The sequence below is a fragment of the Novosphingobium olei genome (genome assembly GCF_012927405.1).
In the GTDB taxonomy this organism is placed as follows: Bacteria; Pseudomonadota; Alphaproteobacteria; order Sphingomonadales; family Sphingomonadaceae; genus Novosphingobium; species Novosphingobium olei.
The window spans coordinates 64,843-87,227 of record NZ_JABBGM010000007.1 but is presented as its reverse complement, the minus strand read 5'-3'; the positions used below and the strand labels follow the sequence as shown (position 1 = coordinate 87,227).

The window sequence follows — 22,385 nt, the reverse complement described above, 5'->3', positions numbered from 1 at the left end:
GTCCTTGCTGGGCATGCTGTAATCCGTCTCCCGATCTTTGCCAACACTATACAACGCGTTCCGCATTGCGCAACGCTTTTCGTATTTCCATAAGCGTGGTGCGACTCACGACCGGACCCCCAGATTGATCGTCTTCATCTCGAGAAATTCATCGATGCCGTGGCGGGAACCTTCGCGGCCCAGACCCGATTCCTTGATGCCGCCAAACGGGGCAGTTTCGGTCGAGACGATGCCGTTGTTCATCCCGACCATGCCGGTTTCGAGGCCCTCCGCGACCCGCCAGGCCCGGTCGATATCTCGGGTAAAGGCATAGGCAGCCAGCCCGGAACGGGTGGCATTGGCCAGGGCCAGCGCCTCGGCCTCGGTATCGAAGCGGAACACGGGCGCGACCGGGCCAAAGGTCTCCTCGTCCGCCAGGCGCATGGTGGGGTTCGCCCCGGTCAGCACGGTCGGCTGGAAGAACAGCTCCCCCGCGTCGTGCCGCTTGCCCCCGGTGACGATGCCGCCGCCTTGCGCAAGCGCGTCGGCGACATGGCCCTGAACCTTGTCGAAGGCAGCCCGGGTAATGAGCGGCCCTTGATCGGTCGCGCCTTCAAGCCCGTTGCCGACCGTGAACGCGCTGACCCTGGCGGCCAGCGCTTCGACGAAGCGGTCGTGAATGCCGCCCTGAACCAGGATGCGGTTGGCGCAGACGCAGGTCTGCCCGGTGTTGCGGAATTTCGAGGCGATCGCCCCCTCGACCGCCTGATCGAGATCGGCGTCGTCGAAAACCAGCAGCGGGGCATTGCCGCCCAGTTCCATCGAAACCCGCTTGAGTGTGGCAGCGCATTGCGCGGTCAACAGCTTGCCCACCGCGGTCGAACCGGTGAAGGTGAACTTGGTGACATCGGGATGGCTGGTCAGGACCGATCCGATCGCTGGAGCATCGCCGCAGACCACGTTGAACACGCCGGGCGGAAAGCCCGCTTCGAGGGCGAGCTTCGCCAGAGCGAAAGCGGTCAGCGGGGTGAGTTCGGACGGTTTGAGGGTGACGGTGCAGCCCGCCGCCAGTGCAGGCGCGACCTTGCGGGTAATCATCGCGGCGGGAAAGTTCCACGGCGTGATGGCGCCAGCCACGCCGACCGGTTGACGGATCACGATAATCCGCCGGTCGGAACTGGCCGGAATGACCTCGCCGTAGAGGCGGCGCGCCTCTTCGGCGAACCACTGGATGAAGCTGGCTGCGTAATCGACTTCGCCCAGCGCCTCGGCCAGCGGCTTGCCCTGCTCGGCGGTCATCAGCAGGCCCAGATCCTGGCGGTGCAGCCGGACCAGCGCCAGCCAATCCTGCAGCAGGCGTGCGCGCTCCTGCGCGGAGCGCTTGCGCCAATCGGCATAGGCGCGGGAATTGCTTTCGATCGATCGGCGTGTTTCGGCTTCGCCCAGCAGTGCGACCGTCGCAAGGGTGCCGCCCGTTGCGGGATTTGCGACCGTGAATGTGCTGGCCGCTTCGACTTCGGTGCCGTCGATGATCGGCTGGCTGGTCAGAAAGTCGTTACGCCCGAGCGGGGGAATCGTGACGGCCACGGTTGAGTCTCCTGTGGTCGTGCGACCATCTGCCAATATGACGTGTGAAAGAAGTACCAGAATTAGACATTCGCCATGTTAGTTGCCGGCTGCTAAAAAGGTGCGGGCGGACGCGAACGTCCGCCCGCGGGTATTGGGTCTTAGTACTTGTAGGCGAGCTTCAGGAACCATTCGCGTGGACGCGAGTAGTTGGCCAGGGCGGCGCCCGCGACATTCAGGTCAGAGTAGCCGCCCTGAATATAGCGCTTGTCGGTCAGGTTGGTCACGCCGCCGGTGAGAGTGAAGTGCTCGCTCTTGTCGGTGAAGGAAGCGCTCGCGCCGAACACGCTGTAGGCCGGCTGGAACAGTTCGGGACTGTTCACGGCGTCCTTGAACGTGCTGCTCTGATAGGACCAGTCGCCGCGCAGGGTCAGCTTGCCGATCTCTCCCTTGTAGACATCGGCGTTGAACGCGGCGGATGCGGTCCATTCCGGGACGAACGCGAACTTCGAGTTCTTGCTGACGGGAGCCGCCGACAAATCGATCCGGGTATAGTAGGCGTCAAGGTAACCCACGCCGAAAGTTACGCGAACGGGATCGATCGGTGCGGCTTCGCCTTCGATCTCGAAGCCTTTGATCCGTCCGGCACCGGCATTTCGAACCTTCGGGGCGATTCCTTCGTTCACCACGATCTGCATGTCGGAATAATCGGACAGGAATGCGGCAAAGTTCAGCCGCAGCCGGCGGTCGAAGAACTCGTTCTTGAGGCCGACCTCATAGGATTCGACGAACTCCGGTGAAAACGACGGGGCGGCGAATTCCGCGGGGAAGATGCGCTGGCTGAAGCCGCCGTTCTTGAAGCCCTTGGAATAGGATGCATAGATCAGCGTGTCGTCGGTGATCTTGTAATCCGCCGAAATTGCCGGGGTCCATTCCTTGGCCTTGGCCTGAACCTGGACGGCCGGCATCGTGTGGTTGCCGCCCGGATTTGTCGCCGAAGGCGAGCAACCGCCCGGAAGCGGGAAGCCGGCGAAGGCTTCAAGGCCCGGAGTACCCGGCTGGATCACACCGGGTACGGCTTGCCCGACAATGCACTGGCTGAACGCGATGAACGCGCCATTGGGATAGAGTGACGCCAAGACGGGGTCGAGCGCGGACCGGTCATTGTAGATTGTCTGGAAAGACGGATCGAAGCGCTTCGTTTCATTGGTATAGCGAATGCCCGGGGTGATCGAGAAACGCTCTGTTACCTTGAAAGTAGCCTGCAGATACGAAGCGTAGCTGTCGTTGTCGATCTTTCCTCCAGAATAGAACTGAGCGAAACTGAACTCAAGAGGCTCCTTGTCCTCGCCCTTTTCCTTCAGGTAGTATCCGCCGAGAACGAATTTCAGGCGACCATCCATCAAGCTTCCGGTCAGCTGCAGTTCCTGCGAAGCTTGCCAGATTTTGATGTTGTTGGTGAAGCCCGTCACAGGAAGCGGAGTACCGTCGAAATCAAAGTCGATGGTTGCCTTCTGGTGGCGATAGGCACTGATCGATTTCAGGCTGATGTTGCCGAAATCGTAGTCGAGGGTCAGGTTCGTGCCCCACAGGTCGAAATTCGAGCGGTTGTTGCCGCCGCTCCAGGTCGTGTCGGGATTGCCGGTGATCCATTGGGTCGTCGCGCATTGAGGATTATTCGGCGATACCCCACCGGGGATCGGTCCGGTCGGCCCGAAACCGCCCCAGGGCGCACCGCAGTTTCCGGCGCCGCCGCGGATCTTGTTCCAGAAATACATTGAACTTGGCGCGGTGATGACGCGATCGGTTCCGCCTGGGGGAGCGCTGTCCGGAATGGGAACGAAACGAAGCGGAACGGTCTGATCCTGCAGCGCGATGAGCGAGATCGCCGACATCTGCTCGCGGCGGATGTTCAAGTCGCCGCTCAGGTTGACGGTCAGCTTGTCGGTCGGTTCCCACTTGAAGGCAAGCCGACCGCCGAAGCTGTTCTTGTTGCCCTGGTGTCCGCCGTCGAACAGGCGTTTCTGATAGCCGTCCCGCGTTTCGTATGAGGCGACGGCGCGCATCGCGAGATTGTCACTCAACGGAACGTTGATCATGCCCTTGAAATCGGCGCGGTTGAAGCTGCCTGTCGCGGCCTCAAGCTTGAGGTCGAAAGTGTTCTGGGGCTGGACCGAATTGACCACGATCGCGCCGCCGATAGTGTTCTTGCCGAACAGCGTGCCCTGCGGTCCGCGCAGGATCTGTACGTCGGCGATGTCGGACATGTCGAGAAGTGCACCAACCGAACGGGCGACATAGACGCCATCGACATAGACGCCCACGCCGGGATCGACGGTAATGTTGAAGTCGGTCTGGCCGACGCCGCGGATGAAGGCGGTGATCGATGCGCTCGAACCGGAGATGTTCGCCACCGGCTGGATATTCACGTTGGGCGCGAATTTCGCAACCTGCGCCACGTTGTTGATCTGTCGCGATTCCAGCATTTCTGCGTTCATCGCGGTGATCGCAACCGGCGTTTCCTGCAGGTTCTCGGACCGCTTGCGCGCGGTGACAGTGATCTCTTCAAGGCCGCCGGAAGCTTGTTCTTCGGCCTGCGGCTCACTGGCGGCGACCTGCTGTGCATAGGCTGACACTGGGGCAAAGCAGGCAAGCCCGATTATGACCGATGCGCTGGAACGAAGCGCAAGCCTGCGAATGTTCAGGCTACTCGTGACCATTACAATTCTCCCTATGACTATGTTTTAATTAGAATTTTGTCTCGATCGTGACCCCAATCTTGCGGGGTTGTTCGTAGAACCCATCGGTGCCCAAAGTGCCCGGGCGCACGGTTTGCAGCACTTTCGCGTTGGTCAGGTTGGTCACCCACAGACCGATCTTGAAGGCTTCGCTTTCGGGCTGCCAATTCACCGAAAGGTTGGACAGGGTGTAGGGCCGCTGCGAGAACCTGTTGGCGAAGTCGTAATAGACCCTGGAGCTCCACAGCAGGTTTCCGGCCAGGGTAACGCGGCCGTTACCGACATCACGCCCCCAATCAAACCCGACATTGCCTGACCATTCCGGTGCGCGGGTCATGACCTTGCCCGAGGCATCGAACGGCGCCGCAACGTTGCCGGCAAAGTCGCCATTGCCGTTGACGATCGGCGTAAAGCCCTGGGCGTTCGGGAAATCCTTGTAGCGGGCATGGGTATAGGCAACCGCCGCGCGGAGCCGGAGGTCGCGGACCGGGCTGATGATGGTCTCGAATTCGCCACCATAGATTTCGGCATTGGCGGCGTTCTGCAGGATATATCCGGGGCCGGCCGGGGCCTTCGACTGCAGCTGCAGGCCCTTATAATCATAATAATAGGCAGCAAGGTTGGTGCGCAGCCAATCCAGCGGATCGGACTTGATTCCGAATTCAGCCGCCTTGATGTTCTCCGGATTGACTGGGGTGCCGCCGGTACTCGCCATGTTGTACACACCGCTCTTGAACGCGGTGCTGTAGGTGGCATATACGTTGGTCTTTTCAGTCACTTCATAGCGGACGCCAACCTTGTAGTTGAACTTGTTGAACGTCTTCGAAACGTGATTGACCAGCAACACGCCATTGTTGCTTTGGCTGAACCACCGCGTTTCGGTAGTATAGCGCCCGCCGAGCGTGATGAATAGGTCCGGCTGAACCTCGTAGGTGCCTTCGGCGAAGCCCGCGAAAGAGCGCCCATCCAGCTTGGGTGTCAACGAAGGTCCGGTCAAAGGCAAAGCGGGGTTGGTGGTGGTCCAAGGCTGAAGCACCGGCGCGCCGCCGCCGAACTGGTAGAAATAGCCGCCGACCAGCCACTGGAAGGGGCCGGGCTTGGCCGAACTCAGCTTGATTTCCTGGCTGCCCGATTCCGATTCGAACACTGCCGGAAAGTTCGAAAGCTTGATGTTCGAGGCATCGCCATCGGTGGTCTGCTGCCAACGCAGGTTGAGGAACCCACTGGTGGTTTCAAGCAGCACACTGCCCAAATCGAGCCGGGTGTGGAGCGCAAAGCTCCACCGTGTGAGATTGAGCAGAGGCACGTCGGTCAACGATGCCTGCCAGGCGTCGGTCGGAATGATCACGCCCGGCCAGTTTCGGCCCGCGGTGTTGCCGTCCAACGGTTGTGGCGAATTGGTGGTGCTTTCCTGGTTGAAGTACTCGCCGGTCAGGACCACCTTAAAATTTGCGGACGGCTTGAACAGCAACTTGCTGCGCAGGTCGATGACGCGCTGGTTGCCAAGTGTGCCCCCGCGCACGAGATCGTCGATATAACCATCGTTCTTGCGGAACAGCGCAGCGAAGTCCGCTGCGACTTTGTCGCCCATCGGACCGGTGAAATAGAGCCGGGCATCATAGTCGCCAGCATCGCGGCGCATCCGCCCGACGCGCAGCGAGGCCTTGCCTCGGAAATCGAAGCTGGGATCGGGGGTGATGACGTTGATCAGGCCGCCGGTCGCATTGCGGCCGAAGGTGGTGCCCTGCGGCCCGCGCAGCACCTCGACCCGCTCCACCTCGACCAGATCGATCCAGTTTGCGGCGGATTCCGGCTGATAGACGCCGTCGACATAGGTTGCGATATTGGGTTCGTCACCGACTGAAATGCCGGTCGAACCGACCCCGCGGACCACCGGCTGGAACACCCCCATGTTGCGGCTGCCGATGAAGCCCGGAACCACCTGGGTGAGCGAACGCACAGTCGAAACGTCGGCCGAGGCCAAAGCGTCACCGGTAACCGCGGTGACCGCGACCGGTACGTCCTGCAGCTTGGCTTCGCGCCGGGTGGCGGTGACGACGATATCACCCAGACCGGTTTGATCTTCGGCCTTTGTTTCTTGCGCTTCAGGGGTGTCGGCATTCTGCGCCAGGGCCAGGTGCGGCGTCAGCGCGGTTGCCGTGAACAAGGCGATAGAGTACGCTTTTCTGCCTTTCATTTTAGCCTCCCAAGGTTTGATTAATTTTGAAACTACTTATTTTTTGTTCAAGTATTCGGCAAGAAAACCCAACCTGTCATTTCCCCAGAAAATCTGGTCGTCGACAAACATCAGCGGTGCGCCAAACACGCCGCGCTGGATCGCCTGGATTCGCGCCTTGCGATATTCGGTCTGGCCGACCGGGGATTCGACAAAAGCGATGAGCGCGTCGGCATCGAGGCCCGCTGCCGTGGCGCAGGCCGCAAGTTCGTTGCGATCACGTGGATCGATACCAAGGCCCCAGATCCGGCGGTAGGCGTCGGTCACGAAGGGCTCTGCCTTGCCATGCTGGCTGGCGAACAGCACCGCACAGTTCCAGTCCGCGCAGTCGAAGCTCGCGGGGAACGCGAGGGGGACGCCATAGCGTTCGGCCCAGCGATCGAGGTCGGCCTTCATGACCTTGATCTTGGGCAACACTTCGCGGTTCGAGGGTCCATAGTTGCCGGCGGCAATCTTGGCCTCAGGGATGTCGATCGGCCAATAGGCGACTTCGCAACCCGCCTTGCGAGCGATTTCCGGCAGTTTCAGCTGCGCGAGGTAGCTGAACGGGCTTATGAAATCGAAGTAGAAGTCGATCGTGCGGGTCATGTCGGCTCCAGGTCGAAGCCGACCATTTCGCGATAGTTGTCCCAAAACCCGATGATCGCGCCTTCGGTGACGAGATGGTCGGCATCCTCGGCGCGGCCCCCGCCCATCGCAATGTAGGAGGTGGCGCGTTCTTCGCCGACGATGGCGTTCTGCACGATTTCCACCGCCTCGCCGTCTTCCATCGAAATCAGTCCGGCTGGTCCGATCAGGTTGGTCTGCTTGAGCCGGATCGCCTGCATCTCCTCGTCATCGTCCTGGTAGCCGAAGTGGGTCCAGACCAACTCGAATTCATCCGGCCCGTAGGTCACCGTCTGGCGGACCGCGAGAGTGTTCTGGATCTGCTGCAGGACCAGGTTGGGGTAGACCGCCAGGATGACCAGCGTGATATTGTCATCGAATTCCTGGCGGCCCTTCAGTAGTGACATGTCCTGAAGCTTGAATTCGGTATCGAAGGTGCGCGAATCGCCGTAGGCCTGCTTGTCGGCGGCATCGTCATTGCTGGCGGCGATCGAATAGAGCAGCGAATGGCGCTTGCTCGCATCCATCAGCGCCTTGCCGGTCTGGGTCGAACGGTAGAGACCGAATGTGTTGTGGAACAGGTGCAGCAAGCTCGCGTGGTAGGGATCGCGGGTATTCTCGGCGTAGAGCTTCCAGTTGCCGTGGATCCGTTGGCGCTGGTCGCCCAGCACGGTGATCGGCTTGCACATGATCCGCTCGATCTGCTCGACCACTATCGGGCCGAGGAAATCGCGGCAGGATTCGACAGTTTCTGAGAACGAGGCAAACACCAGGCCGCCAACGGATTCGGTGCGCAGCTGGCGAAGATTGTGCTGGGACATGTCGAAATCGCCCGGCATCCCTCCTTGCCCCTTGAGGCCGCGGCGGAAGGGAACCCCGATCAGGTTCCCTTTCAGATCGTAGGCCCACTGGTGGTAGACGCATTCCAGGCTTGCGCGGTTGCCGCGCATCTCGCGGCAGACCAGGGCGCCGCGATGGGCGCAGCGATTGACCACGACATGGACCCCACCATCGCTGTCGCGCGTCAGGATGACCGGCGTTTCGCCCACAAATGTCGACTTGAAGTCGCCAGCCTGCGGAACTTCGGCCTCAAGCCCAACGAAGGACCAGCATTCGCCCTTGAAGATGTTTTCCTGCTCGCGTTCGTAGTATTGGCGATCGGTGAAAACCCGGTACGGCACCCGGCATCCGGCAGCCGACGTATCTTGCTTCACATTGTCTGTTTGCTGGGCAGTGGCCATCGTTCGATGCTTTCAATTTTTCAGTTAGATCGGCCGGACCATCATCGTATCGATGAGGTGCGTGTCGAATATCGCGGTCTTGGAAACGAAGCGCGGCACATCACCGGAAAAGTCGATTTCATCGATGTATTTTCCGGAATTGTAGATCGAGGTCTGGCCATCATTGCGTGTCATCAGGACGACGTAGTTCGTCTGCGCGGAGACGATTTGCTCGTTCGACGAAACCACGCGGGTCGGACCAAGAATGTGCCGATAGGCGTGGGCCGGGAAAATGTTGGCGCGGCGCAGTGAAACGATGCGGTCAACCAGCATCCCTCGGCTGTCGCAGAACACGGCGGCAAGGTTGAGAGAACGATTGTGGTTCTCCGCCGAGATCACGCTGTAACGGCACTTTTCCTCGAACAGATCGGGCCATTCCTCAAGGCGGTCATCGTCGATCAGCTCGGCGTGCAGCGCATTGAGCTGCGCCGCGACATGCTGGAGTTGCATCTGTTCGAGGGAGGGAAGCCCCATCAGGCTGCTCCTTCCGGTTTCGTGATGCACACCCAGCCATCATCGATCTCGACCGGATAGGAGACGATCGCCACCTGGCAGGGGAAAGCCTTGGCTGCGCCGGTCTTGATGTCGAACGAGCCGCCATGGAACGGACACTCGATGATGTCGCCATCCTGATATCCGTCGGTCAGCATGGCATTGCCGTGGGTGCAAAGATTGTCGGTAACGAAAATCTCGCCATCGACATTGTAGACGGCCAGCGCGGGCATTCCCTCGGCGAATGCCGCAACCGGCTCGCCGTCCTTCACGCCGGAAGCTTCACAAAGTCGCAACTTGTTTGACATGATTAACCTGTTTTCCTGTCAAGAATCGAGCAAAATGGACGATTGTCAGAGCAGCGGAATGTCCATCCCGTAGCCAGCCGCCTCGTTGCCATGGCCGAAGATGTCGCGGGTGTAGTATTCCTGCTGGCCGGTCGAGTGGCGGGCGCCCCAGCCGAACTCCCACAACCAACCCGACGGATTGGCGCAATAGAAGGTCAGGGCCTGATCGTTGGCGTGCTTGCCAAGCTGCAGCGCTACATCGATCTTCTTCCCGCGCACAATGTCGTGCGCCATGCCGAGATCGTCGAGATCGGTGTATTCGAACATCAGGTGGTTGATGCGCTTTTCCATCGGCCCAAGGCCGAAGGCGACCGAGTGCTGACGGTCATTGCAATGCATGAAATAGGGCTGGGCGACCATGCCGTTGGGCAGGTGGAGATGGTATTCGACCGACCCGCGAAGGCCGAGCAGTTCATAGAACCGGGCCGCCGCCTCGACATCGTCCTGGCGCAGGATGCAGTGCCCGATCCCTTGCGAGCCGGTCAGGAACTTGCCGAACATCGGACGGCCAGGATGAAACGGCTTGTGCGTATCGACCTGGGGGCCGAAGAAGATCTCGGTCGGATTGCCGCCCGGATCGGCCAGCTTGAGTAGCCCAAGAACCCGGCGTTCGCACGCCTCGGCCTCGCTGCCTACGGTGAAGGGGATTCCCGCCGCGCTCAGCTTCTCCTGCATCGCGGCGAATTCCTGCGGCCCGGCCACGCGCCAGCCCATGTAGGCCAGGTCATCGCTGCCATCAGCGTGCAGAACGATGCGGTGATGCCAAAGGTCCATCCGCAGATAGAGCCGATCCCCTTCGCCTTCATCAACGACTTCCATGCCGGCGACTTCGGCGGCGTAAGCGCGCCAGGCAGCGAGATCGGAAACGGAAAGACCAAGATAGCCGAGTTCGGTGACGACCGACATAGTTCAAACTCTCCCAACTCACCCCAAAGCGGGGTCATTTTGCGATTTGCTGGCCACCTTGCTTCGGATTCGAGCCGCCGGTTTCAGCCATTTCTGCCCCATCACCTATCAGAACGTTTTTCATTGTGCAATACGTTGCACGAAATGATGGGATGAGGTAATGTATATGATCTGCGGTTGATTCGCGGAGGCATTGGGTGCCCGACGCACAGAACGGGAGAGGATCGATGGAACTCGCTGAGAAAATCGGCGGCAGGATTGCCGACTTGCAGGGCTTGAAAGGACGCATGCGCGCTTGGCTCAAGAAGGATCATGAACGCGGGATCTTCCAGCTGGACCGCGCCGCTTTCACCGAAGCTGCGCTGTTTGAGCTCGAGATGAAGTACATCTTCGAGCGGAACTGGGTCTACCTCGCGCACGAGAGCCAGATTCCCAACCCTAACGATTTCATCACTACGAAAATCGGCCGCGTCCCCATCCTAGTCACCCGCGACAAGTCCGGCGATGTCCGCGCCTTCGTGAACGCCTGTTCGCACCGCGGCGCGCGCCTCTGCCGCGAACGGGCGGGCAACAAGCGCAATCACATGTGCCCCTTCCATGGCTGGACATTCTCTTCCGGCGGCGACCTGCTGGACGTCACCGATGAAAGCATCGGCGGCTATCCGGAGGCATTCAATCGAGCCGATTTCGCGCTCAACCCCGTGGCAAAGGTGGAAAGCTACCGCGGCTTCATCTTCGCCAGTCTTTCCGCCGATGTCGTCCCGCTGGTCGATCACCTCGCCGGCGCGCGGGATTTCATCGATATCCTGGTGGACCAGTCGAAGTCCGGCGCAATGGAAGTTTTGCCCGGAACCAACCGCTACCGCTATCACGGCAACTGGAAGATGCAGGTCGAGAACGGGCTCGACGGCTATCATGTCATGACGACCCATGCCAACTACTTCATGACCGTCCAGCGCCGCGTTGAAGGGATTTCGAGCAACGATACCAAGGCGATCAGCTTCGACGGTTTCACCGCACGCGATGGCGGCTCGTTCTCGTTCCACAACGGCCATACGGTGCTGTGGGCAGACTATGCCAATTTCGCCGATCGGCCCAATTTCGAGATCGTCGACTGGCTGGAAGAAACCCACGGTGCCGAAAAGGCCAAGTGGATGAACAAGCGCATCCGTAACCTGCAGTTGTTTCCCAACGTCTTCCTGATGGACCAGACCAGCACGCAGATCCGCATCATCCAGCCGCTGGCCGTGGATGAGACCGAAGTCAGCACGGTGTGCATCGCCCCGGTCGGCGAGAGCGCCGAGGCGCGGGCCCTGCGGTTGCGCCAGTACGAGGACTTCTTCAATTCGACCGGCATGGCCACGCCGGACGATCTGACCGAATTCAACAACTGCCAGACCGGCTATGGTGCGGGCGAAGGCCGCTACAACGAGATGTCGCGCGGCTCGACGCGGTGGGATACCGGCCCCGGCCAGTTCGGTGAACCGCTCGATCTCAACGTGGTGCTGAGCAGCCCGGCGGTTGCCGACGAAGGACTTTACGTGGCGATCCATGACGAATGGGTATCGCTGATGGAGAAGGCCATCGACAGCGAGTGCAGCGAGCTTGCCGCCTTCCTTGAGCGTTCGCTGGAGAAGGCACGATGACCGCATTCCATTCGCGCTGGCTGGCGGTTTCGCGGTTCATTGGCCAAGAGGCCATGGCGCTAGATGACAAGGACTGGGATGCCTGGCTGGCGCTCTATCACGACGAGGCGGAATACTGGGTTCCAGCCTGGGACGATCACGAACGGCCGACTGCGGATCCGCAGAACGAAGTCTCGCTGATCTACTATCCCAACCGGGGCGGGCTTGAAGATCGGGTGTTCCGCATCAGGACCCGGCGCTCGGCGGCGAGCACGCCGCAGCCACGCACGGTTCACCGGTTCTCCCTGCTGTCTGCTGACGAGAGCGATGGCCAGGTGCATGCACGGACGTCGTGGACCACGGTTTCGGTGCTGGAAGGCAAAGTCGCCACGCTCAGCGGGTGGGCCTTCTATGACCTCGAACCCCAGGATGATTCGTTCGTGATCCGCCGCAAGAAGACGATTGTCGTCACCGACCTGTTCCACGAGATCGCCGATGTCTATAGCATCTAGCCAGGCGCGCCCGGTTGTCGGCACCATGATCGGCGATCCCGCCGGCATCGGACCCGAAGTCGCGGTCAGGGCGCTGGCCGGCGGTGCCGTCCACGCGGATTCGATCCCCGTGCTGGTCGGGTCTGCCGCGGCGGTAGAGCGGGCACTCGATTTCACTGGCACCAAGGCACGGCTGCGGGTGATGCGCAGCTTCGAAAAGCCCAGCGACGATCCCGCGATCATCGACGTCATCGATACCGGCGCGCTGCCCGATGGCGTTCTGCCCCTGGGCGAGGACACCGAGGCCGCCGGGCACGCCACCGCGCAATGGCTGGACGAGCTTGACGCGCTTGCCCGCGACGGTTCCTTCGCGGCCACGATCATGGGGCCGATCAGCACCGGTTCGCTGAAGCTCGCCAAGAAGATCGACAAGGTCATCAGCCCGACACCCGGCGAAAGCTATCTGGTGCTGCTCACTGGGCCGCTCCGGGTTGCGCACTTGACCGATCACATGTCTTTGCGGCAAGTGATCGATGTCATTTCAGCCGATCTTGTCGCCATGGCGGTGGGGCAACTGCACGAGGCCATGCAATCCTGGGGCATCGCCCAACCTCGGATCGCGGTTGCCGGTCTCAACCCACATGCCATGGGCGACGAGGATCGCCTTGAAATTGCGCCCGGGGTTGAAGCCGCGCGGGCCAGGGGCATCGATGTCGAAGGGCCGATCGCGCCCGATTCGGTCTTCCGCCACTGCATCGAGGGCCGCTACGACATGGTCCTGGCGATGTTCCACGATCAGGGTCATATCGCGGTCAAGACCTGGGGTTTTTCGGGCAACAGCGTGATCATCATGGGGCCTCCGTACCTGCACATGTCGGTGGCCCATGGCACCGCCTACGACATCGTCGGTACCGGCAAAGCCGATGCCGCGATGATGCTGAGCGCGATGCGCACTTGCGGACGGCTCGCTTCGGGCCGCGGCTTCGAACAACCTTAGGGAGAAAAGCATGAACGCCGAAAGCATGCCGATCGCCACCGAATCGGTGCCGACTGCGGTCGATTACGCGGTCTACCACAGCCCGGCGATCTTCAGCGCCGAGCAGGAAAACATCTTCCGCGGGCAGACCTGGTGCTATCTGGGCCTCGAAGCCGAACTGACCAACAGCGGCGATTTCCGTTCGACCCATGTCGGCAACACCCCCGTGGTGGTAACGCGGGCGGCGGACGGTTCGATCCACGCCTGGGTCAACCGCTGCGCCCACAAGGGCGCGACCGTGTGCCGCTCGCTGCGCGGCAACCAGGCCGACGGGGCGTTCGTCTGCGTCTATCACCAGTGGGCCTACGACGCGACCGGTGCGCTTGTCGGCGTGCCGTTCCGGCGGGGGCTGAAAGGCGTGGGCGGCTATTCGACGGAATTCAATATGGCCGAGCATTCGCTGGAGCGGTTGCGGGTCGAGACATTTGGTGGTCTCGTCTTCGGCACCTTCAACCCGTCCATCGCCCCGCTCGAGGACTTTCTGGGTCCAGTGATGCGCAAATACATTCAGCGCGTCTTCCAGCGCCCGGTCAAGGTGCTGGGCTATGCGCGGCAGTTCATGGCCGGCAACTGGAAGCTCTATTCGGAAAACAGTCGTGACAGCTACCACGGCGGTCTCTTGCACCTGTTCTATCCGACTTTCGGCATCTACCGCCAGAGCCAGGAAAGCGCAGGTCTGGTTTCGGACGAGGGCTACCACACCGTCTTTACCGTGTCGAAGCCCAAGGGCGATGTCGACTACGGCTCGTTCGGTGACGAGGCCAACCGCGAGATGCAGGGTGAGGCCAAGCTGCAGGACGAGCGCCTGCTGGCATTCCGCCCTGAGATCGCTGACGATGTCGGGCTGCACATCCAGTCGATCTTCCCGTCGGTCGTCGTCCAGCAGATTCAGAACACCCTCGCGACAAGGCAGATCGTGCCCCACGGGACCGACAAGACCGAGCTGGTCTGGACCTATTTCGGCTATGCCGACGATGACGAGGAAACGACCCGCCACCGCCTTCGCAACCTTAATCTGGTGGGACCGTCCGGGCTGATTTCGATGGAAGACGGCGAAGCGGTCGAGCTGTGCCAGCAGGGCACGATCGGTGCCGAAGGCAAGCGCAGTTTCGTCGAGATGGGCGGGCACGATGTCCGACCCTCCTACGCGCCGATGGGCATGGATGAAAATTCCGTGCGTGGGTTCTGGAAGGGCTATCTCGGGCTGATGGGCAATGCCCTGGCCGATCTCGCGGCGGAGGGCCGGGCATGAGCGTCGCAGCCGGAGTAGCACAAGGTGCGATCGACGATTTCAACGCGGCTTACGGGCTTTGCCTTGATGATGACCGGCTCGAGCAATGGCCCAACCTGTTCGTGGACGATTGCCTGTACCAGGTTATTGCGCGCGAAAATGTCGACAACGGCTTGCCCGCAGCAGTCATGTATTGCGACAGCAAGGGGATGCTGGTCGACCGCGTGGTCGCGCTGCGCAAGGCCAACGTATTTCCCGAACATTTCAACCGCCATCTGATCGGGCGCGCGGTGATCACCGGTGTAGAAGGCGACGAGGTCTCCGCGGAAGCCAGTTACGTCGTTTTCCAGACCCGTAACGATGGTGAAACCCGCATCTACAATGCCGGCAAATACGTCGACCGGTTCGATCTGGGCGGCGGACAGGTCCGTCTGAAAAGCCGGACCTGCATCTACGACACGCTGCGCATAGCGACCCTGCTCGCAACCCCGATCTGACCAGGTCCCGATTCACTGCATCCCTGAAGGAGACTATCCATGAAGCTGTTCATTAGCCCCGGTGCCTGCTCGCTCGCCCCGCACATCGCGCTTCGCGAAGCCGGCGCCAATTTCGTTGCGGTGAAGGTCGATCTGGCGACCCGAAAGGTCGAGACCGGCGAGGACTTCCTGGCGGTCAATCCGTCGGGCAAGGTTCCAGCCTTGACCCTCGACAGCGGCGAAACGCTGACCGAAAACCCCGCGATCCTCCTCTACATCGCCGACCAGAAGCCGGACGCGGGTCTGGCACCGCGCGACGGCACCATGGAGCGATACCGTCTGCTCAGCCGCCTGAGCTTCCTGGGTTCGGAATTCCACAAGGCCTTCGTGCCCCTGTTTACGCCCGGCACCAGCGACGAAGCCAAGGCCGCCGCTTCGACAGCGGTCAAGAACCATCTGGCTGCGCTGGACAAGGAACTTGCAGGCAAGGATCATTACGCCGGTGCCGATTTCAGCGTTGCCGATATCTACCTTTTCGTGATGCTGGGCTGGCCTGCCCATGTCGGGATCGACATGAGCGCCTATCCCGCGCTTGGCGCCTATTGCGGCCGGATTGCACAGCGGCCCGCAGTTGGGGCGGCACTCAAGGCTGAAGGACTCATCTGACCAGATCAAGGGGCGGCGGCAGACCCCGCCGCCCCATTGGCGTTCTTCATTTGCAAATGCGTTTGAAATAGTGCAACGAACGACATCGTTGGCAATGAACTCGTCGATTCGGGTTCCACCGCCGCACGAAATTAAGATCAAGAAGCGGGAAAGGATCGGTTGGCTATCATGGCAAACGCGACTTTGGACACGACGCGTCCGGAAATCGGCCAGTCGCTTGTTGTGAGCGGAAGCTCGACCAATTACCACGACGTCGGCGAAGGCGCCCCGGTGCTGCTGGTCCACGGATCGGGCCCCGGTGTGACAGCCTGGGCGAACTGGCGGCTGAATATGCCGGTCCTCGCCGAGGATTTCCGGGTCATCGCGCCCGACATGTTCGGCTTCGGCTATTCGGACAGCAAGGGCCGGATCGAGGACAAGCAGATCTGGGTCGATCAGCTCGCCGGATTTCTCGACGGTCTGGGCATCGACAAGGTATCGATGGTCGGCAATTCGTTCGGTGGTGGGATCACGCTGGCGTTCATGATCGCCCATCCCGACCGGGTCGAGCGGGCGGTGCTGATGGGTCCGGCCGGGCTTAATTTCCCGATCACTCCGGCGCTTGACAAGGTCTGGGGCTATGAACCCTCGGTCGAGGCGATGCGCGAATCGCTCAAGTACCTTGCCTGGGATCACAGCCGCCTGACCGAGGATCTGATCCAGTCGCGCTATGTCGCCAGCGCCCGGCCCGAAGCACATGAACCCTATCATGCAACGTTCGGCGGCGCCGACCGCCAGGCCAACGTGGCGATGCTCGCCAGCCGTGAGGAGGACATCGCCGCAATCGCGCACGAAACCCTGATCCTGCACGGGATTGCCGATCAGGTGATCCCGTTGGATTCAACCGTGAAACTTGCCGGTTTGATGAAGCGGGCGGATTTGCACCTCTTCGCCGAATGCGGCCACTGGGTGCAGATCGAACGCATGGCAAGCTTCAACCGCATGGTTGCCGAGTTCTTTAAGAATGGCCTCAAGGCCCGATCGGAGAGGTGAATCGTCATGGCTCTAACTGGTGTAATTCGTCCTGGTTACGTGCAACTCAGGGTCCTCGACCTTGATGAGGCCATTACCCATTATCGCGACCGGATTGGCCTGAACTTCGTCAATCGCGACGGCGACCGCGCCTTCTTCCAGGCGTTCGACGAATTTGATCGTCACAGCATCATCCTGCGCGAGGCCGATCAGGCCGGCATGGACGTGATGGGCTTCAAGGTCGCCAAGGACGCCGATCTCGATCATTTCGCCGAGCGCCTGCTCGATATCGGCGTGCATGTCGATGTGATCCCGGCCGGATCGGACCCCGGAGTGGGTCGCAAGATCCGCTTCAACACGCCGACCCAGCACGTGTTCGAACTCTACGCCGAAATGGAACTGTCGGCCACCGGCCCGGCGGTCAAGAACCCCGATGTCTGGGTGGTTGAACCGCGCGGCATGCGCGCCACCCGCTTCGATCACTGCGCGCTGAATGGCGTGGACATCTCCGCATCCGCAAAGATCTTCGTCGACGCGCTCGATTTTGCGGTCACCGAGGAGCTGGTCGATGAAGGCAGCGGCACCCGCCTCGGCATCTTCCTGAGCTGCAGCAACAAGGCGCACGATGTTGCCTTCCTCGGCTATCCCGAAGACGGCAAGATCCACCACACCTCGTTCAATCTCGAATCCTGGCACGATGTCGGCCATGCTGCCGACATCATCAGCCGCTACGACATCTCGCTCGATATCGGACCGACGCGTCACGGAATCACCCGCGGCCAGACGATCTATTTCTTCGATCCGTCGGGCAACCGCAACGAGACTTTCAGCGGCGGTTACATCTACTACCCGGACAATCCGCAGCGGATTTGGCAGGCAGAGAGCGCCGGCAAGGCGATCTTCTACTACGAGAAAGCGCTCAACGACCGCTTCATGACGGTGAACACCTGATCATGGACGGGGTGGTTACGATCCGGACAGTCGGTCACGAACTGGCGCTCAAGGCAGCGGCTGCGGCCGTTGCCAAGGGTGCCACTGTGGGCTGTCCGGTTGTCGCCGCCGTGGTCGGTGCCGGGGGGGATCTGGTTGCGCTTCTGTGCGCCAGCGGCGCCCCTTCACCGTCTGCGAAGATCGCGCAGGACAAGGCCTACAGCGCCGCCAGCTTCCGCGTCCCGACGCCGGAACTCTACGCGATGGTCTCGGGCAATCCCGCCTTGCGCGACGGGATCGTCGCGCAGCCGGGCATTGCGATGTTCGGCGGGGGTTTGCCGATCGAAATCGCCGGTGAATTCGTCGGTGCGATCGGTGTTTCCGGCGGAAGCGAAGCGATGGACGTCGAATTCGCCAATGCCGGTCTGGCCGCAGTCGGCGCAAAGAAATTTTGATCCAACATGGCCCTCTGGCCAACTTAGGTAATCCTGCACCAATGACCTCTCCTGCCTCGCTTTCTGTCACGGATACCATCCTGAACTTCATTGACGGTTCCTATCGCCAGGGAAGCGATGGCAAGTCGTTTCCCAATGTCGATCCGGCCACCGGCTTGCAGATCGGACTTGTTCACGAAGCGAGCGAAGCTGACGTCGCCGACGCTGTTGCGGCGGCCAAGGCCGCGCTCAAGGGGCCGTGGGGCAAGATGACCACGGCCGAACGGGTCAAGCTGATCGCCGCCGTCGCGACCGAGATCGAACGCCGCGCCGACGATTTCCTGGCGGCCGAAGTGGCCGACACCGGCAAGCCGCGACATGTCGCCTCGCATATCGACATCCCGCGCGGCGCCGCCAACTTCCGCATGTTCGCCGATGTCATCTCGACCATGCCGGGCGAGAGCTTCAACACCCCTACGCCCGATGGCGGGCAGGCGCTCAACTATACCGTTCGCAAGCCGAAGGGTGTCGTCGCGGTCGTCTGCCCGTGGAACTTTCCGCTGCTGCTGATGACCTGGAAGGTCGGCCCCGCCCTCGCCTGCGGCAATACCGTGGTGGTCAAGCCTTCGGAGGAAACCCCGCGCACCGCCGCCCTGCTGGGCGAAGTGATGAACGCCGTAGGCATGCCCAAGGGCGTCTACAATGTGGTCCATGGTTTCGGCCCCGGATCGGCGGGCGAATTCCTCACGTCCAGCCCCGATGTCGATGCTATCACCTTCACCGGCGAGACCGGGACCGGCCAGGCGATCATGCAGAAGGCCGCGGTTGGCGTGCGCGACATTTCGTTTGAGCTTGGCGGCAAGAACCCCGCGATCGTGTTTGCCGATGCCGATCTCGACAAGGCGGTCGAAGGCTTGTCGCGCTCGGTCTTCCTCAACACCGGCCAGGTCTGTCTCGGAACCGAGCGGGTCTATGTCGAACGTCCGATCTTCGATGCGTTCGTGGCGCGGATGAAAGAAGCGGCCGAGGGGTTCAAGCCCGGGGATACCGGCAACCATGCCTATCTCGGCCCGCTGATCAGCGCCGAGCACCGCGACAAGGTGCTGGGCTATTATCGCCGCGCGGTCGAGGACGGGGCCACCGTGGTAACAGGTGGCGGCGTTCCTGAAGTTTCTGGCGAGGGAGCGGGCGGCTTCTTCGTGGAACCCACGCTGTGGATCGGGCTGGCACATGATGACACCGTGATGCGCGAGGAAATCTTCGGGCCCTGCTGCGGGATAGTGCCGTTCGACAGCGAGGACGAGGTCGTCGCGCTCGCGAACGACACGCCCTACGGTCTGTGCGCCTCGGTCTGGACCGAAAACATGTCGCGCGGACACCGCGTGGCGGCGGCAATGGATGTAGGGGTGTGCTGGGTCAATTCCTGGTTCTTGCGCGACCTCCGCACCGCCTTCGGCGGGTCGGGCCATTCCGGGATCGGTCGCGAGGGCGGGGTGCACAGCCTCGAATTCTACACCGAGATCACCAACATTTGCGTGAAGCTGTAAGACGATGACAATCGACCCCAAGACTATCGAACAAGCGGCCCTGGCGCTGCGCGGCGCGGCCGAAACGGGGAAGCCGGTCAGCCCGATCCGCGACCTGATTTCGGCTGGTGGCGTTGAAGCAGCCTATGCCGTGCAGGAAGCCAACACCAAGCACTACCTCGCCAATGGACGGCGCCTGGTCGGCCGCAAGATCGGCCTGACCTCACTCGCGGTGCAGCGCCAGCTCGGGGTGGACCAGCCAGACTACGGGATGCTGTTCGCGGACATGGACGTGCCCGAAGGCATTCCGGTGTCGCTCGACCAGGTGATCCAGCCCAAGGTCGAGGCCGAGATCGCGATCGTGGTCGGGCGCGATCTGCCGCATCCCGATCTGACGACCGCCGAGATGATCCGGGCGGTCGAATATGTCGTTCCCGCGATCGAGATCGTCGACAGCCGCGTCGCCAACTGGGACATCAAGATCTGGGACACGATTGCCGACAATGCCTCGAGCGGGCTGTTCGTGCTGGGCGCGGTGCCGCGCAAGCTCGACGGGCTTGATCTGCGCAGCTGCGGCATGGTCATGGAAGTCAAGGGTGAGCCGATTTCGGTCGGCGCCGGGATCGCCTGCCTGGGCAGCCCGATCACCGCCTCGCTGTGGCTGGCGCGGGTGATGGCCAAGGCCGGACGCCCCTTGCTCGAAGGCGATGTGATCCTGTCGGGCGCGCTCGGGCCGATGGCCGGGGTTGCGCGCGGCGATGTAGTCGAAGCCCGGATCAACGGACTCGGAACGGTCCGCGCCGCGTTCGCCGCTGACTGAATTCAAATTGGAGGCTGGTCAAATGGCCAAGATGAAGTGCGCAATTATCGGCTCCGGCAATATCGGGACCGACCTGATGATCAAGCTGCTCAAGGGTTCGGATACGCTGGAGCTAGCGGCCGTGGTCGGGATCGATCCGGCCTCCGAAGGGCTGGCGATGGCCCGCGAACGCGGCGTCCCGACGACCCACGAAGGGATCGATGGCCTGTGCCGGATGCCGCAATATGCCGAAATCGGCATCGCCTTCGATGCGACCTCGGCCTATGCGCACAAGGCGCACGACGAAATCCTCGCCCGTGACGGCAAGCTGATGGTCGACCTTACCCCGGCCGCGATCGGCCCGGCGACCATTCCCCCGGTCAACCCGGCGGTTGATGCCGCGGTGCGCAACATCAACATGGTGACCTGTGGCGGTCAGGCGACGATCCCGATCGTCGCGGCGGTCTCGCAGGTCGCCAAGGTGCACTATGCCGAAATCGTCGCGTCGGTTTCGTCGCGCTCGGCAGGGCCCGGTACCCGCGCCAACATCGACGAGTTCACCCGCACCACCGCCCGGGCGATCGAAACCGTCGGCGGCGCGGCCAAGGGCCGGGCGGTGATCATCCTCAATCCCGCCGAACCGCCGATGATCATGCGAGATACGATCTTCACGCTGTCCGAAATGGTCGATGAGGAAAAGGTTCGCGATTCGGTTCTGGCGATGATCGCCAAAGTCCAGTCCTATGTGCCGGGCTACCGGCTCAAGCAGGACGTCCAGTTCGAACGCTTCGGTTCGAACCGCCCGCTCAAGATCCCGGGCTACGGCGAATTCGAAGGTCTCAAGACCAGCGTGTTCCTCGAGGTCGAGGGCGCGGGCGATTATCTGCCCAACTATTCCGGCAATCTCGACATCATGACCGCCGCCGCCAAGGCCGCGGGCGAGAGCCTTGCCAAGACTCATATGGAAAAGATCCCGGCATGACCTTCAATCCCGAATCCAATCGGCTCTACATCCAGGACGTCACCCTGCGCGACGGGATGCACGCCATCCTGCACATGTATGGCACCGACAGTGTCCGCACCATCGCCAAGGCGCTGGATGACGCGGGCGTCGATGCAATCGAAGTCTCGCACGGCGACGGCCTCAATGGCTCCACCTTTAACTATGGCTTCGGCGCCCACACCGACTGGGACTGGATCGAAGCCGCTTCCGACGTGATCAAGAACGCGGTGCTGACCACTTTGCTGGTGCCCGGCATCGGCACCGCAGAAGAACTCAAGCGCGCCTACTCGATGGGTGTTCGCTCGGTCCGGGTCGCGACCCATTGCACCGAGGCCGATGTCGGCAAGCAGCACATTGGCATTGCTCGCGATTTGGGCATGGACGTTTCGGGCTTCCTGATGATGAGCCACATGATCGAACCCGAAGCGCTTGCCCAGCAGGCCTTGCTGATGGAAAGCTATGGCGCGCAGTGCGTCTATGTCACCGACAGCGGCGGCGCGCTCGATATGGACGGCGTGACCGCGCGGCTCCAGGCCTATGACCGGGTGCTCAAGCCCGAAACCCAGCGCGGTATCCACGCGCACCACAATCTGTCGCTCGGCGTGGCCAATTCGATCGTCGCGGCGCAGGCCGGGGCGGTGCGGATCGACGCCAGTCTCGCGGGCATGGGGGCGGGCGCGGGGAACGCCCCGCTCGAGGTGTTTATCGCGGCGGCCAACCGCAAGGGCTGGAAGCACGGCTGCGACGTGATGGCGCTGATGGATGCGGCCGACGACATCATCCGACCGCTCCAGGACCGCCCGGTTCGGGTCGATCGCGAAACGCTGAGCCTGGGCTATGCCGGGGTCTATTCGAGCTTCCTGCGACACGCAGAGAAGGCTTCCGAGCAGTACGGTATCGATACCCGCGAGATCCTGGTCGAACTCGGCAACCGCAGGATGGTCGGCGGCCAGGAAGACATGATCATCGACGTGGCGCTCGATTTGATCAAAGCCAAGGCGAACTGA

The 22,385-nt window shown here is 61.7% G+C and carries 21 protein-coding genes; 13 read left to right on the top strand and 8 right to left on the bottom strand.

Annotated elements, in window-relative coordinates; translation table 11 throughout:
• Positions 1 to 105: 105 nt before the first annotated feature.
• From HHL27_RS15420 to bphC, 8 genes are all read right to left on the bottom strand, one after another.
• On the bottom strand, positions 106 to 1,566 hold the full coding sequence (locus HHL27_RS15420) for a succinate-semialdehyde dehydrogenase (protein WP_169494299.1): 1,461 nt from the start codon (positions 1,564 to 1,566) through the stop codon (positions 106 to 108).
• 140 nt (positions 1,567 to 1,706) lie between these two features.
• A complete protein-coding gene (locus tag HHL27_RS15415) occupies positions 1,707 to 4,265 on the bottom strand; it encodes a TonB-dependent receptor (protein WP_169494298.1) in 2,559 nt (852 codons plus the stop codon).
• 28 nt (positions 4,266 to 4,293) lie between these two features.
• Positions 4,294 to 6,480: a TonB-dependent receptor gene (locus HHL27_RS15410; protein WP_169494297.1), complete on the bottom strand. Its 2,187-nt coding sequence runs from the start codon at positions 6,478 to 6,480 to the stop codon at positions 4,294 to 4,296.
• 36 nt (positions 6,481 to 6,516) lie between these two features.
• Complete coding sequence (locus tag HHL27_RS15405; RefSeq protein WP_169494296.1) at positions 6,517 to 7,107, bottom strand: 2-hydroxychromene-2-carboxylate isomerase; 591 nt, start codon at positions 7,105 to 7,107, stop codon at positions 6,517 to 6,519.
• Positions 7,104 to 8,366 (bottom strand): aromatic ring-hydroxylating dioxygenase subunit alpha, encoded by a 1,263-nt coding sequence (locus HHL27_RS15400; protein ID WP_169494295.1) that lies wholly within the window; start codon positions 8,364 to 8,366, stop codon positions 7,104 to 7,106. Before HHL27_RS15400 ends, HHL27_RS15405 begins: the two co-directional genes overlap by 4 nt.
• A gap of 24 nt (positions 8,367 to 8,390) precedes the next feature.
• Positions 8,391 to 8,879 carry an aromatic-ring-hydroxylating dioxygenase subunit beta gene (locus HHL27_RS15395; protein WP_169494294.1) on the bottom strand — a complete coding sequence of 163 codons (489 nt, stop codon included), beginning with the start codon at positions 8,877 to 8,879 and terminating at the stop codon, positions 8,391 to 8,393.
• Positions 8,879 to 9,205 carry a non-heme iron oxygenase ferredoxin subunit gene (locus tag HHL27_RS15390; protein WP_169494293.1) on the bottom strand — a complete coding sequence of 109 codons (327 nt, stop codon included), beginning with the start codon at positions 9,203 to 9,205 and terminating at the stop codon, positions 8,879 to 8,881. The genes HHL27_RS15395 and HHL27_RS15390 overlap by 1 nt, the downstream gene beginning before the upstream one ends.
• A gap of 45 nt (positions 9,206 to 9,250) precedes the next feature.
• Positions 9,251 to 10,150, bottom strand: a complete 900-nt coding sequence (gene bphC, locus HHL27_RS15385) for a biphenyl-2,3-diol 1,2-dioxygenase (protein WP_169494292.1) — start codon at positions 10,148 to 10,150, stop codon at positions 9,251 to 9,253.
• Between the two features lie 227 nt (positions 10,151 to 10,377).
• Between bphC and HHL27_RS15380 the strand changes: the two genes are divergently transcribed.
• The 13 genes from HHL27_RS15380 (at position 10,378) to dmpG (ending at position 22,385) form a co-directional block, all read left to right on the top strand.
• On the top strand, positions 10,378 to 11,796 hold the full coding sequence (locus tag HHL27_RS15380; protein ID WP_169494291.1) for an SRPBCC family protein: 1,419 nt from the start codon (positions 10,378 to 10,380) through the stop codon (positions 11,794 to 11,796).
• The gene (locus tag HHL27_RS15375; protein ID WP_169494290.1) at positions 11,793 to 12,287 is read left to right on the top strand and encodes an aromatic-ring-hydroxylating dioxygenase subunit beta; all 495 of its coding nucleotides are present in this window, start codon (positions 11,793 to 11,795) and stop codon (positions 12,285 to 12,287) included. The genes HHL27_RS15380 and HHL27_RS15375 overlap by 4 nt, the downstream gene beginning before the upstream one ends.
• Complete coding sequence (locus HHL27_RS15370; protein ID WP_169494289.1) at positions 12,271 to 13,263, top strand: PdxA family dehydrogenase; 993 nt, start codon at positions 12,271 to 12,273, stop codon at positions 13,261 to 13,263. The genes HHL27_RS15375 and HHL27_RS15370 overlap by 17 nt, the downstream gene beginning before the upstream one ends.
• A 10-nt stretch (positions 13,264 to 13,273) precedes the next feature.
• Complete coding sequence (locus HHL27_RS15365) at positions 13,274 to 14,554, top strand: aromatic ring-hydroxylating dioxygenase subunit alpha (protein ID WP_169494288.1); 1,281 nt, start codon at positions 13,274 to 13,276, stop codon at positions 14,552 to 14,554.
• Positions 14,551 to 15,030, top strand: a complete 480-nt coding sequence (locus HHL27_RS15360; RefSeq protein ID WP_169494287.1) for an aromatic-ring-hydroxylating dioxygenase subunit beta — start codon at positions 14,551 to 14,553, stop codon at positions 15,028 to 15,030. The genes HHL27_RS15365 and HHL27_RS15360 overlap by 4 nt, the downstream gene beginning before the upstream one ends.
• A 39-nt stretch (positions 15,031 to 15,069) precedes the next feature.
• Positions 15,070 to 15,675, top strand: coding sequence for a glutathione transferase GstA (gene gstA / locus HHL27_RS15355; protein ID WP_169494286.1), 606 nt, complete (start codon positions 15,070 to 15,072; stop codon positions 15,673 to 15,675).
• A gap of 168 nt (positions 15,676 to 15,843) precedes the next feature.
• On the top strand, positions 15,844 to 16,707 hold the full coding sequence (locus HHL27_RS15350) for an alpha/beta fold hydrolase (RefSeq protein ID WP_169494285.1): 864 nt from the start codon (positions 15,844 to 15,846) through the stop codon (positions 16,705 to 16,707).
• A 6-nt stretch (positions 16,708 to 16,713) separates the two neighbouring features.
• Entirely contained in the window at positions 16,714 to 17,637 is a 924-nt protein-coding gene (locus HHL27_RS15345) for a catechol 2,3-dioxygenase (RefSeq protein WP_169494284.1), read from the top strand.
• Positions 17,638 to 17,639: 2 nt separating this feature from the next.
• Positions 17,640 to 18,071 (top strand): GlcG/HbpS family heme-binding protein, encoded by a 432-nt coding sequence (locus HHL27_RS15340; RefSeq protein ID WP_169494283.1) that lies wholly within the window; start codon positions 17,640 to 17,642, stop codon positions 18,069 to 18,071.
• A 41-nt stretch (positions 18,072 to 18,112) separates the two neighbouring features.
• Positions 18,113 to 19,597, top strand: a complete 1,485-nt coding sequence (locus tag HHL27_RS15335; protein WP_169494282.1) for a 2-hydroxymuconic semialdehyde dehydrogenase — start codon at positions 18,113 to 18,115, stop codon at positions 19,595 to 19,597.
• 4 nt (positions 19,598 to 19,601) lie between these two features.
• Positions 19,602 to 20,396 carry a 2-keto-4-pentenoate hydratase gene (locus tag HHL27_RS15330; RefSeq protein WP_169494281.1) on the top strand — a complete coding sequence of 265 codons (795 nt, stop codon included), beginning with the start codon at positions 19,602 to 19,604 and terminating at the stop codon, positions 20,394 to 20,396.
• Between the two features lie 22 nt (positions 20,397 to 20,418).
• On the top strand, positions 20,419 to 21,357 hold the full coding sequence (locus tag HHL27_RS15325; RefSeq protein ID WP_169494280.1) for an acetaldehyde dehydrogenase (acetylating): 939 nt from the start codon (positions 20,419 to 20,421) through the stop codon (positions 21,355 to 21,357).
• A complete protein-coding gene (gene dmpG, locus HHL27_RS15320; RefSeq protein ID WP_169494279.1) occupies positions 21,354 to 22,385 on the top strand; it encodes a 4-hydroxy-2-oxovalerate aldolase in 1,032 nt (343 codons plus the stop codon). Before HHL27_RS15325 ends, dmpG begins: the two co-directional genes overlap by 4 nt.

Bases quoted from the DNA above. Each gene is read 5' to 3' on its own strand.
- HHL27_RS15370 (WP_169494289.1), top strand. From the start codon at position 12,271: ATGTCTATAGCATCTAGCCAGGCGCGCCCGGTTGTCGGCACCATGATC.
- HHL27_RS15395 (WP_169494294.1), bottom strand. From the start codon at position 8,879: ATGGGGCTTCCCTCCCTCGAACAGATGCAACTCCAGCATGTCGCGGCG.
- gstA (WP_169494286.1), top strand. From the start codon at position 15,070: ATGAAGCTGTTCATTAGCCCCGGTGCCTGCTCGCTCGCCCCGCACATC.
- bphC (WP_169494292.1), bottom strand. From the start codon at position 10,150: ATGTCGGTCGTCACCGAACTCGGCTATCTTGGTCTTTCCGTTTCCGAT.
- HHL27_RS15380 (WP_169494291.1), top strand. From the start codon at position 10,378: ATGGAACTCGCTGAGAAAATCGGCGGCAGGATTGCCGACTTGCAGGGC.
- HHL27_RS15340 (WP_169494283.1), top strand. From the start codon at position 17,640: ATGGACGGGGTGGTTACGATCCGGACAGTCGGTCACGAACTGGCGCTC.
- HHL27_RS15360 (WP_169494287.1), top strand. From the start codon at position 14,551: ATGAGCGTCGCAGCCGGAGTAGCACAAGGTGCGATCGACGATTTCAAC.
- HHL27_RS15325 (WP_169494280.1), top strand. From the start codon at position 20,419: ATGGCCAAGATGAAGTGCGCAATTATCGGCTCCGGCAATATCGGGACC.
- HHL27_RS15405 (WP_169494296.1), bottom strand. From the start codon at position 7,107: ATGACCCGCACGATCGACTTCTACTTCGATTTCATAAGCCCGTTCAGC.
- HHL27_RS15410 (WP_169494297.1), bottom strand. From the start codon at position 6,480: ATGAAAGGCAGAAAAGCGTACTCTATCGCCTTGTTCACGGCAACCGCG.
- HHL27_RS15400 (WP_169494295.1), bottom strand. From the start codon at position 8,366: ATGGCCACTGCCCAGCAAACAGACAATGTGAAGCAAGATACGTCGGCT.
- HHL27_RS15330 (WP_169494281.1), top strand. From the start codon at position 19,602: ATGACAATCGACCCCAAGACTATCGAACAAGCGGCCCTGGCGCTGCGC.
- HHL27_RS15365 (WP_169494288.1), top strand. From the start codon at position 13,274: ATGAACGCCGAAAGCATGCCGATCGCCACCGAATCGGTGCCGACTGCG.
- HHL27_RS15375 (WP_169494290.1), top strand. From the start codon at position 11,793: ATGACCGCATTCCATTCGCGCTGGCTGGCGGTTTCGCGGTTCATTGGC.
- HHL27_RS15350 (WP_169494285.1), top strand. From the start codon at position 15,844: ATGGCAAACGCGACTTTGGACACGACGCGTCCGGAAATCGGCCAGTCG.
- HHL27_RS15345 (WP_169494284.1), top strand. From the start codon at position 16,714: ATGGCTCTAACTGGTGTAATTCGTCCTGGTTACGTGCAACTCAGGGTC.
- HHL27_RS15415 (WP_169494298.1), bottom strand. From the start codon at position 4,265: ATGGTCACGAGTAGCCTGAACATTCGCAGGCTTGCGCTTCGTTCCAGC.
- dmpG (WP_169494279.1), top strand. From the start codon at position 21,354: ATGACCTTCAATCCCGAATCCAATCGGCTCTACATCCAGGACGTCACC.
- HHL27_RS15390 (WP_169494293.1), bottom strand. From the start codon at position 9,205: ATGTCAAACAAGTTGCGACTTTGTGAAGCTTCCGGCGTGAAGGACGGC.
- HHL27_RS15335 (WP_169494282.1), top strand. From the start codon at position 18,113: ATGACCTCTCCTGCCTCGCTTTCTGTCACGGATACCATCCTGAACTTC.